The 7,758-nt window shown below is 50.5% G+C and carries 17 protein-coding genes; 10 read left to right on the plus strand and 7 right to left on the minus strand.

Annotated elements, in window-relative coordinates; all coding sequences use genetic code 11:
• Window positions 1-181: 181 nt before the first annotated feature.
• From Q0688_RS27125 to Q0688_RS27155, 7 genes are all read right to left on the minus strand, one after another.
• Window positions 182-481, minus strand: coding sequence for a hypothetical protein (locus Q0688_RS27125; protein WP_299085121.1), 300 nt, complete (start codon window positions 479-481; stop codon window positions 182-184).
• On the minus strand, window positions 414-680 hold the full coding sequence (locus Q0688_RS27130) for a hypothetical protein (RefSeq protein ID WP_299085124.1): 267 nt from the start codon (window positions 678-680) through the stop codon (window positions 414-416). The genes Q0688_RS27125 and Q0688_RS27130 overlap by 68 nt, the downstream gene beginning before the upstream one ends.
• Window positions 680-985, minus strand: a complete 306-nt coding sequence (locus tag Q0688_RS27135; protein WP_299085127.1) for a hypothetical protein — start codon at window positions 983-985, stop codon at window positions 680-682. The genes Q0688_RS27130 and Q0688_RS27135 overlap by 1 nt, the downstream gene beginning before the upstream one ends.
• Complete coding sequence (locus tag Q0688_RS27140; protein WP_299085130.1) at window positions 972-1,163, minus strand: hypothetical protein; 192 nt, start codon at window positions 1,161-1,163, stop codon at window positions 972-974. Before Q0688_RS27140 ends, Q0688_RS27135 begins: the two co-directional genes overlap by 14 nt.
• Window positions 1,156-1,662 (minus strand): hypothetical protein, encoded by a 507-nt coding sequence (locus Q0688_RS27145; RefSeq protein WP_299085133.1) that lies wholly within the window; start codon window positions 1,660-1,662, stop codon window positions 1,156-1,158. Before Q0688_RS27145 ends, Q0688_RS27140 begins: the two co-directional genes overlap by 8 nt.
• A gap of 93 nt (window positions 1,663-1,755) precedes the next feature.
• Window positions 1,756-2,079 (minus strand): hypothetical protein, encoded by a 324-nt coding sequence (locus Q0688_RS27150; RefSeq protein ID WP_299085136.1) that lies wholly within the window; start codon window positions 2,077-2,079, stop codon window positions 1,756-1,758.
• A 10-nt stretch (window positions 2,080-2,089) separates the two neighbouring features.
• Window positions 2,090-2,377 carry a hypothetical protein gene (locus Q0688_RS27155; RefSeq protein WP_299085139.1) on the minus strand — a complete coding sequence of 96 codons (288 nt, stop codon included), beginning with the start codon at window positions 2,375-2,377 and terminating at the stop codon, window positions 2,090-2,092.
• A gap of 708 nt (window positions 2,378-3,085) precedes the next feature.
• On the opposite strand from Q0688_RS27155, the gene Q0688_RS27160 reads away from it, so the two are divergent.
• The 10 genes from Q0688_RS27160 to Q0688_RS27205 all read left to right on the plus strand — a co-directional run.
• Entirely contained in the window at window positions 3,086-3,508 is a 423-nt protein-coding gene (locus tag Q0688_RS27160) for a hypothetical protein (RefSeq protein ID WP_299085142.1), read from the plus strand.
• A 329-nt stretch (window positions 3,509-3,837) separates the two neighbouring features.
• A complete protein-coding gene (locus Q0688_RS27165; RefSeq protein WP_299085145.1) occupies window positions 3,838-4,104 on the plus strand; it encodes a hypothetical protein in 267 nt (88 codons plus the stop codon).
• On the plus strand, window positions 4,101-4,397 hold the full coding sequence (locus Q0688_RS27170) for a hypothetical protein (RefSeq protein ID WP_299085147.1): 297 nt from the start codon (window positions 4,101-4,103) through the stop codon (window positions 4,395-4,397). The genes Q0688_RS27165 and Q0688_RS27170 overlap by 4 nt, the downstream gene beginning before the upstream one ends.
• A 30-nt stretch (window positions 4,398-4,427) precedes the next feature.
• On the plus strand, window positions 4,428-4,610 hold the full coding sequence (locus Q0688_RS27175; RefSeq protein ID WP_299085149.1) for a hypothetical protein: 183 nt from the start codon (window positions 4,428-4,430) through the stop codon (window positions 4,608-4,610).
• Window positions 4,610-4,918 carry a hypothetical protein gene (locus tag Q0688_RS27180; RefSeq protein ID WP_299085151.1) on the plus strand — a complete coding sequence of 103 codons (309 nt, stop codon included), beginning with the start codon at window positions 4,610-4,612 and terminating at the stop codon, window positions 4,916-4,918. Before Q0688_RS27175 ends, Q0688_RS27180 begins: the two co-directional genes overlap by 1 nt.
• A complete protein-coding gene (locus tag Q0688_RS27185; protein ID WP_299085154.1) occupies window positions 4,899-5,303 on the plus strand; it encodes a hypothetical protein in 405 nt (134 codons plus the stop codon). Before Q0688_RS27180 ends, Q0688_RS27185 begins: the two co-directional genes overlap by 20 nt.
• Complete coding sequence (locus tag Q0688_RS27190; protein WP_299085157.1) at window positions 5,303-5,830, plus strand: hypothetical protein; 528 nt, start codon at window positions 5,303-5,305, stop codon at window positions 5,828-5,830. Before Q0688_RS27185 ends, Q0688_RS27190 begins: the two co-directional genes overlap by 1 nt.
• On the plus strand, window positions 5,718-6,827 hold the full coding sequence (gene dnaN / locus Q0688_RS27195; RefSeq protein WP_299085160.1) for a DNA polymerase III subunit beta: 1,110 nt from the start codon (window positions 5,718-5,720) through the stop codon (window positions 6,825-6,827). The genes Q0688_RS27190 and dnaN overlap by 113 nt, the downstream gene beginning before the upstream one ends.
• A complete protein-coding gene (locus Q0688_RS27200; protein ID WP_299085163.1) occupies window positions 6,827-7,057 on the plus strand; it encodes a DUF6525 family protein in 231 nt (76 codons plus the stop codon). The genes dnaN and Q0688_RS27200 overlap by 1 nt, the downstream gene beginning before the upstream one ends.
• Window positions 7,054-7,758, plus strand: a 705-nt coding sequence (locus Q0688_RS27205; RefSeq protein WP_299085165.1) for a hypothetical protein, incomplete at its 3' end; no start/stop codon positions are given. The genes Q0688_RS27200 and Q0688_RS27205, both read left to right, overlap by 4 nt.

The raw sequence follows: 7,758 nt of genomic DNA on the forward strand, positions 1-7,758 counted from the left end.
GTTTCGCAGATCAGGTGTATCCTACTCATCTCCAACCTTCTCCCGGTCCTGCCACGAACTCTCAATCACATAGTAGATCGCACCAGCCGCTAGCGCAATGACCAACGCTACGGTAGCCACCACGACAAGCAGTATGCAGCCAAGCGTGGTGAGAATTCTGGATGATAGCAGGTGAAGGAATTTAGTCATTGCCGCTGTCGTTGGCGCGTACCTTACGCTCAAATTCAATCACCGCCTTGGTAAAAACACGCTCAGTACCGTGCCATTTGTCAGTGACGCGCGTTGGCACGTACTCACCACCGCCCTGATGCGGCATGTACTTGCTCACCACACGGCGATCTGGCGTGCGATATTTACGCGTCGAGCGGTCGATGTTGAGTTGATCCTGATGATTGGCCCGGTCGTTCAACCACTCATAATGACGAGCCGTGCTCCATCCGATCAGCGGTCGCTTCTTTGGGTTCTTCCGTAGGGTCTGCATAGTTACTCTCCAGTGATATGTACGGGTTTGCTATCTTTACCTGCGCCTCAGCGATGGCCTCAAGAGCCGTGGTTATCCGTTCCAAAGATGTTAGAACATGGTCAGCGATATCTACAGCCGCCTCCAGACCAGCTTCTTCATCCTTCTGTTCAAACGCATCCATTAGACGTTGAAGGGCGGCGTTCTGTATCGTTTGCATCACTGCATCTCCGTTGATATTGGACTGACCGGCGCGGCGTTCTGCTCACGAATATAATCGTTCAGCGATTGCTTACCCTTGGCTATCTCCATTATCAGAAGATTACCCCGGAAGTCCAGAATGCCCTTATACGGCACCTCGACACGAAGCGTCTGGAGCTGGTTATTCGCATCCACCTTCGCCATGGCGATCATCACACCATCGTGCTGGAGCATCAGCGTGCAGTGCGTGCCTTCCGCTATCAGCGTATTGGCAGCACCAGTCGCGGTGACCAGCGCGTTAAGCAATTCCTCAATCGTTTCCATTATCTGGCGCGTCCTCTCTGCGTGCTTCAATCAGCGCTTTGTAGTCGTCTGGGTAAATATCCTCCAATGCATATAGCGCTGTCTGCACGCGCTCTGCCATCTCTTTGTTGTGGACCCGCAGCGCCTGATGCTGGAACACCATGAGATTTAGCATGCATTGCTGATTAGCTTTACTCATCTATCACCTCCATTCCCTTCAACGTCCACAGCTCTTGCCGGGCTATCTCTTGCTCAAGCAAAAAGCAGGCAAGTGCTTCCATGTATTCCGTGACGCTTCCGTATTCGTACAGATAACCGTTAAACCCTGCTCGCTTGGCCAGCTTGTTGACGCGGTCGCGTGTTGGTTCTGTATTCTCCGGACCCCAGTTGACGTGCCACACCTCACCTCGCTTGCTATCAATTCCCGAATCAGGCTTGTCACGATTAGCCAGATACTCGTTGAATGTTTTTTCCATAGCAGTGACAGGTTCAGCAAACGGCTCATTCATACTACGTATTGCGTCAAGCCTGTCTTTCTCAGCAAGCCCCTCTTTCAGCGCCGCCGCCTGCAATTTGGCCGCATCACGTTCACGAGCTGCCTTGCGTTCTTCGTGGATCACGCGCGCCTGTAGCGCTTCGGCTTCAAGTTGGTGCGCCCTTACGGCATTGCTCATAGTGAGCCAGTCCCAGATTTTCATATCGAATATCCCTCTAACGCCTTTTCCATGCGAAGACGGTACAACTCCCAGATGAACGCTTGATAGCTCTGATCGCGACAAATCATATTCTATTTACGACCGTTCGTGCGCTGGCTCGACACTCACTGTGAATGCCACGTCAGTTACGTTGTTGTCAGACACTTTGATGTGCATATTTGTTCGAGCATCATACGACCCACTTGGATATTTTTCAGCCACCAAAGCCGCTTGCAACAGTCGAAACGCTTCCGCTTGGCTAAGATAGTGCATCGCCATCACATCACCGCCAGCACAAAGAATATGATGGCCGCAATCAGCATCATTGCCGGAGCCATGTGATCCACCGCCTTTAGCCTGCCCGGTGCTGGCAGATGTGCGTATGCGCCAGCCATGAACGAGCCACAGAGTAGTATCCAAACTATGGTCATTATTTTTCCTCCGGAAATGCCGATTTCAGCGCACGGATAACCAATCGCCACATATTGTAAGACGGAGCCGGATAATCCTCAACACGACCACGACGCAACGGTTTGGCCCATATCTTGCCAAGGTTTGCTGTTGTAGGCTCTTTCTGCGCATCAACTTTCTTGGCTATCATGGCGTCATAGTTCCGACGCGCGCCGCCACCCGTACCATCGTTGGCAATAATGGCTCGACCCAATGTCGTCACCGTATTCGTTACAGCACTGTGTAACTTCACTTCCACAACAATCATTTTGAATTCCCTTTGGCTTGTAGAATAGCCCGGCGCGCAACTCGCACTACGCACCGGGCCGAGGGGCGCTGACTGCTTCTGAGGGGCTGACAGCCAGCACGCACCATCATGCACAACAGTGACAACCTGTCAATAACACCATCGCAAAAACGATATAACGATATGTGCATATAAAGATTTCCGTATATGTGCGTATGTGAACAATGTTCACGTTTACCTCTTTTTTTCAACCAACCGGGAAATTAACTGAAATCTGGTTAATTATTGCCCGTCTTAATTTGGACCACCCCAAATGTCCAAAAATGTGCTTTAAGGGGGGTTCGTCAAACCGACTGAGCTAAGAGAAAGGTTTTCGTACTCATTATGGAGAGGTGTGGGTGTCTGTTTATGGATACTTAATCGTTTAAATCATTGTTTTTATTGACTATTCTTCACAATCAATCTAGCCAAAAAGAGACAGGTAAATAGGTACATATTAATTTGTAAAAGAGTACAGATAGAGACCTAAAAAACACCTATAGGTTTATTTTTTGGTACATGGTCCTTATAGCACATATTTGGATACCCGGTTTTTCGTTGACGTGTCGTCATGAAAAATAATTGGTACAAAATAAGCCATCGCTGTTGACATGCTGCCATGATCTGATAGGGAGGACATACAGCGCGTGTTGCGTTGCAAAGTTAAGTCAACCTGATGGAGAATTTAAAATGGGTACTAGATCAGTCACATACATTCACAATGGCAACAGAAGCGCAGAAACTATTTGTGCTATATATCGGCAAATGGACGGCTACCCATCCGCAATGGGTAACGAGTTATCGGAAGCGCTTGGAGGCAAAAAGCTGATTAACGGTATCTCCGGTGATTACAATTCAATCATGAATGGTATGGGGTGCGCGGCAGCGCAGCTTGTAGCAAAACTGAAAACCGTGCCGGGATCAATTTACCTTCAGCACCCAGACTGCGATGGCGAAGACTGTAACTATCACATCTACTATGATGGTGATGTCTACAACCCCGCACCTGACGCGAGACTTTCAATTGATTTTCTGTCTGGCGACTGTCTGATTTGGTCCGGCCTTCTTTCTGACTTTGATGGTGAACTAATTGAAGCCACCATGGATGAGTAACTAGCGCCTCGCGTATCTCACTCTATGAGTGGGATATCTAGTTGCTAGCCACGGAGAGACCTGATGAAACCCGAACTATATCCTCACCAAACAAAATTGCTTGAGGGATTAAACCTCAACAGGCGTATCGATTTGATCCAAACGGACAGCGAAGGACTAAGCGCCGAGGCGCGTAATGTGCTCCACGCGTGTCGACCAGACCACCCGTTGGGGAATGGAAAATCGGCTCACCAGCGGTTCCATAACGCCGCGTTTGTGTTGTCCGGCAAGGTCCGTGGCGAGCACATTGAATGGCTCATAAAGATGGCTCGAAAGTATGAGGAAAAGAGATGACCACAACAGCTCACAGAAACTTCCCTGACGCCGATAGCGTTGCGATATTCGATCACTACCACGTCATTGCGGAACGCCTGCGCCGGGAGCGCGTGAGGCTCGCCAGCGCCACAGCCAAGAACGATATCATATTCCGCACGATGCAGGTCGCCAGCGCCGAGCGTGAGCTGGAGCAAGAACTGGTGTTCCTCGAAAACAGCGGTATCGACGTATCGCTGTACAGAATGACCGACAAGGAATTGCTGAAGGAGTTGGGGGTATGACTGTCATCTACAACGCTGGAAGCCAGTTCTTCACCATGAAGAACGAAGCGGACACGCACCGTAAGGCGCTGGGACTGAAGCCGCGCGAGTTATACACGCTGCGCATTGATGGCCGGGACGATCTGGTGACGCTGTTGAACGGGCTTTGCCAAGGCCAGTTCGTTCCGGTTGCGCCAACAGTTAAGGAATACCCGCAGGCCGTGGCTGACAACGTCGACGTGGAAGACGGTCGCGTACCAGACTACGTCCCAACATTCCTTTTGAACAAAGAGCAGAGAGAACAACGATCATGATATTTTTGGACGAAGAAGGGGGAAAGAATTATGATGGCACGTCTCGTTGATATCGAATGCATCGTCAAGCACAAGACGGATCGCGCTGTCTTGATCGATGACGGTGATACCGAAGCATGGCTTCCGCTGGCGCATGCGGAAGTCGAAACACGCGGTAGACACGCCCTCGTAACCATCCCGGAATGGCTAGCGCAAGAGAAAGGATTGATCTGATGGCCGAGCACAATCAGAGATTTGAAACCCATACTGAATGGTGCAACAAAGCATCGTCGTGGCTGACCCGGCACGAACGGTTTGATGAGAAATCGTTTCGCGCGATCTGTTTCGACACCAAGGGCAGACATTGTCCAACTGGACGGGAATTTCAACGCGCTAAAGATGAGGGGTGTTTTCCCATCAGATGGCTCTGGCCAGACCAGATTGGCCCACTGTATTTTGGACAGATCAAGCCAGATGCGCCCGACACACGTCCGCGCTGTCCAAAAACAGGAGAGCTGTTTGATGCCAAAGATGCTGACTAAAACCGCTGCGTGGTGCGTAGCCCTGTCGCGAAGTGTTACCAAATCCATGGGCGAACCCACTGCGGTGCAGATTGGTATTTCCACCGATGCGTTTGACGCCATGTTGGAACAAGTCCGTAAAGACGCTGATGGCAACACTGATCTACTCATCCCGGACCATCGAGTTTTTCAAGACATCAACGTGTTTACAGTCTGTGGTGTGAAGTTCACACGCATGAAGCCAGAGCCAGAACCAGTTATCGATCCAGACAAGGAGAAATGTGACTGGTGTCAGGACGCTTCCACCATCATGTACACCAGTAAAAACGGTCAAGACCGTATCTGTGAAGACTGCGCCGCCGATGAGAAATATGGCACCTACAATAAACAGCACAGGTATCCATAATGTCAGGAAACAATAAGCGTTGTCGCGAAATCCTAGCCGACAGGCAGGACTGGAAATGCATCTACTGCAAGACCAAAATGGCCAAGGATTTGGCCGAAGCCAAACGGATGTTGTCACCCATCAAGACAACGACAGGCATGAGGGTAATTGCAGCAACATGGCTGCGCGTTACATTCGAGCATATCGATCCAGCCTCCAATGGCGGAGCGATTAATCTAAGAAACGGCGTGGCCGCATGTGAATTTTGTAACAACTTCAGAAGGGACCATGACTTTGAGGTGGCCAAGCGGATGTTCGCTCATATGGTGAAACACGGCTTGCACCCACATCAGGTCTTTAAAAAAACCGGGATCATTATGGTGCCGCACAAGGGAATATACGACATCGTTAAACTAGCAGAACAGGAAAGAACCAATGCAAATCACAGTCAACGCAAGAACACTAACGGCGCAACTCTCAAAAAACATCAAGGTCGTGGAGCAGCGAAACACAATACCAATTCTGGGATGCGTGCGCCTTCTCCTTGATGGCGCACAACTCAAACTCATCACCACTGATCTGGATATGTGGGTAACAACCAGAGATGATGTACAGGCAAACAAAGAAGACACCGGCGAATTTGACATCTGTCTACCCGCTGCGGAACTTCTGGCGCTGACAAAGTCGATGGGTAACCGAGATATCGTGCTGGTTGTACTGCCCAATAACCTTGTTTCGTTTCATGACATCGCCGAGCGTGTAAGTGGTGAGATGAAATGTTATCCACCAGCCGATTGGCCAGACCCTAAGTCTGATGATGGCGAGGTGCGTCAGGAAAGCTTCACCAATGGACGCTGGCGCAGTATCGTAGATAAAATTGACCTCGCCATAAGCACCGAGGAAACACGGTATTATCTCAATGGTATGCACATCATGTTCAATGATGACGGCATGTATGCGGAGGCGACCGATGGACACAGACTGGTGCGTGTCATTATCGATAAAGAGCCAAGAAAACCGATGGAAAACTCTCTTATCGTGCCGCGAAAAACAATCGCGCTGTCTAAAGTGTTGTGCGAGCCAGACGTTAAGTGGTTCTTCACGTACCAGTCCGCCCGGTTTGAAAGTGGTAACGTGGTGGTGCACTCCAAACTCATCGACAGCATATACCCAGACACCAACCGCGTGATACCTGAAGAAGGTAAACACAGCATCGTCATTAACCGCGAGGAATGGATTGACACGATTACCATGGCGCGCGCACTGGCGTCCGGTCGTGGGCGAGCCATCAAAATCACCACCAACGGCTATGAAGTGGTGATGGGTTCCAACGACCCAGACCTTGGCCATATCGAGGTAAAGGTGAAGCAAAAAGCTAGCGTCGACAACATCTCGTTTGGCCTCAATTCCAAATACATCAGCGAGTTGCTGAAATCTTGCGACGCTGGCGATGTACGGGTTAATTTGCAAGACGCGTCATCACCTGTACGTATCTCTGACGGCGATCCAAACGTAACTCGCATCTGCATGCCTATGAGGGTCTGATGCGAGAGCGGCACACCAACGTTGGTGCGATCAATCCAGACGACGACACGTCTGTATTTGTCGAGGGCGGTGCGGCGCAGGAAATGCGCGCGTTTGACCGCCTTCCAAAAGAGTTCCGAGATTGGTTGAATAGCACGCCGCAGGTCTATAGTGCGGCACAGGTCTGCGACATGATCGATACAAACGGATACAAAGAAACACTTGACGCACTGAGAAGGCTACACCCATGACGGCCCACAATATGATTTATGATTTTCTCGCCGACCGTTTTCGTGGTCTCGGTTCAGAACCCATCGCGCTAGAGAAGTTGTTGATGGATGCAGAGCAGGATGGATTTGGCGAGGTTTGGGAAATCGACCGACACGGCATGGCCAATGCGTTGACCGCACGCGGCCTGCGTCTTGAAGACGGTACTGTGATGTTGCCTCAAATCGACGGCGAGAACTTTGATCCTGTCATCACCAGCTACGAAAAGTTTGCCGAGCGTGCGACCGATGTCATGAAGGGGCAGACTGTACCGTTGCTGACAGAGGAACTTGTTAGCCTGACCGGGCTTCACCGGGCCGCTATTCCATACTCAAACATGCAGACCATACTTGCCAAAGTCGGCATCCATTTCATTCCCGGTATCGGATACTGGCGGCATCCTCAATACACCCTTCAGGACGGGTCGATTGTCTCAAAACGTTTTCGATCATTACGCCTCCAGAAGCTCATGAATGTTTTCAAGCGGCAAGGCTGGCCGATCACTGGACCAGACTGTCTCGATATGACCGGAGGGTTTGTGACTAGCCGCTATCTGGTCAGACAGGCAGCAGAGGCGCACCCAAAGATTGCATCCATTGGATCAGGTCTCTACGTTCCGATTGATCAGGCCGAGAACAGCAAGATACCGATGTCAAAAAATGTGGTGACCGCAGTGATGGAAATC

Origin of the sequence: uncultured Paraglaciecola sp. (assembly GCF_937123705.1) — a bacterium.
Lineage (GTDB): Bacteria > Pseudomonadota > Gammaproteobacteria > Enterobacterales > Alteromonadaceae > Paraglaciecola.

Excerpts from the sequence above, each read along its gene's own strand:
- Q0688_RS27125 (WP_299085121.1), bottom strand. The coding sequence starts at position 481 with ATGCAGACCCTACGGAAGAACCCAAAGAAGCGACCGCTGATCGGATGG.
- Q0688_RS27130 (WP_299085124.1), bottom strand. The coding sequence starts at position 680 with ATGCAAACGATACAGAACGCCGCCCTTCAACGTCTAATGGATGCGTTT.
- Q0688_RS27135 (WP_299085127.1), bottom strand. The coding sequence starts at position 985 with ATGGAAACGATTGAGGAATTGCTTAACGCGCTGGTCACCGCGACTGGT.
- Q0688_RS27140 (WP_299085130.1), bottom strand. The coding sequence starts at position 1,163 with ATGAGTAAAGCTAATCAGCAATGCATGCTAAATCTCATGGTGTTCCAG.
- Q0688_RS27145 (WP_299085133.1), bottom strand. The coding sequence starts at position 1,662 with ATGAAAATCTGGGACTGGCTCACTATGAGCAATGCCGTAAGGGCGCAC.
- Q0688_RS27155 (WP_299085139.1), bottom strand. The coding sequence starts at position 2,377 with ATGATTGTTGTGGAAGTGAAGTTACACAGTGCTGTAACGAATACGGTG.
- Q0688_RS27160 (WP_299085142.1), top strand. The coding sequence starts at position 3,086 with ATGGGTACTAGATCAGTCACATACATTCACAATGGCAACAGAAGCGCA.
- Q0688_RS27165 (WP_299085145.1), top strand. The coding sequence starts at position 3,838 with ATGACCACAACAGCTCACAGAAACTTCCCTGACGCCGATAGCGTTGCG.
- Q0688_RS27170 (WP_299085147.1), top strand. The coding sequence starts at position 4,101 with ATGACTGTCATCTACAACGCTGGAAGCCAGTTCTTCACCATGAAGAAC.
- Q0688_RS27175 (WP_299085149.1), top strand. The coding sequence starts at position 4,428 with ATGATGGCACGTCTCGTTGATATCGAATGCATCGTCAAGCACAAGACG.
- Q0688_RS27180 (WP_299085151.1), top strand. The coding sequence starts at position 4,610 with ATGGCCGAGCACAATCAGAGATTTGAAACCCATACTGAATGGTGCAAC.
- Q0688_RS27185 (WP_299085154.1), top strand. The coding sequence starts at position 4,899 with ATGCCAAAGATGCTGACTAAAACCGCTGCGTGGTGCGTAGCCCTGTCG.
- Q0688_RS27190 (WP_299085157.1), top strand. The coding sequence starts at position 5,303 with ATGTCAGGAAACAATAAGCGTTGTCGCGAAATCCTAGCCGACAGGCAG.
- dnaN (WP_299085160.1), top strand. The coding sequence starts at position 5,718 with ATGCAAATCACAGTCAACGCAAGAACACTAACGGCGCAACTCTCAAAA.
- Q0688_RS27200 (WP_299085163.1), top strand. The coding sequence starts at position 6,827 with ATGCGAGAGCGGCACACCAACGTTGGTGCGATCAATCCAGACGACGAC.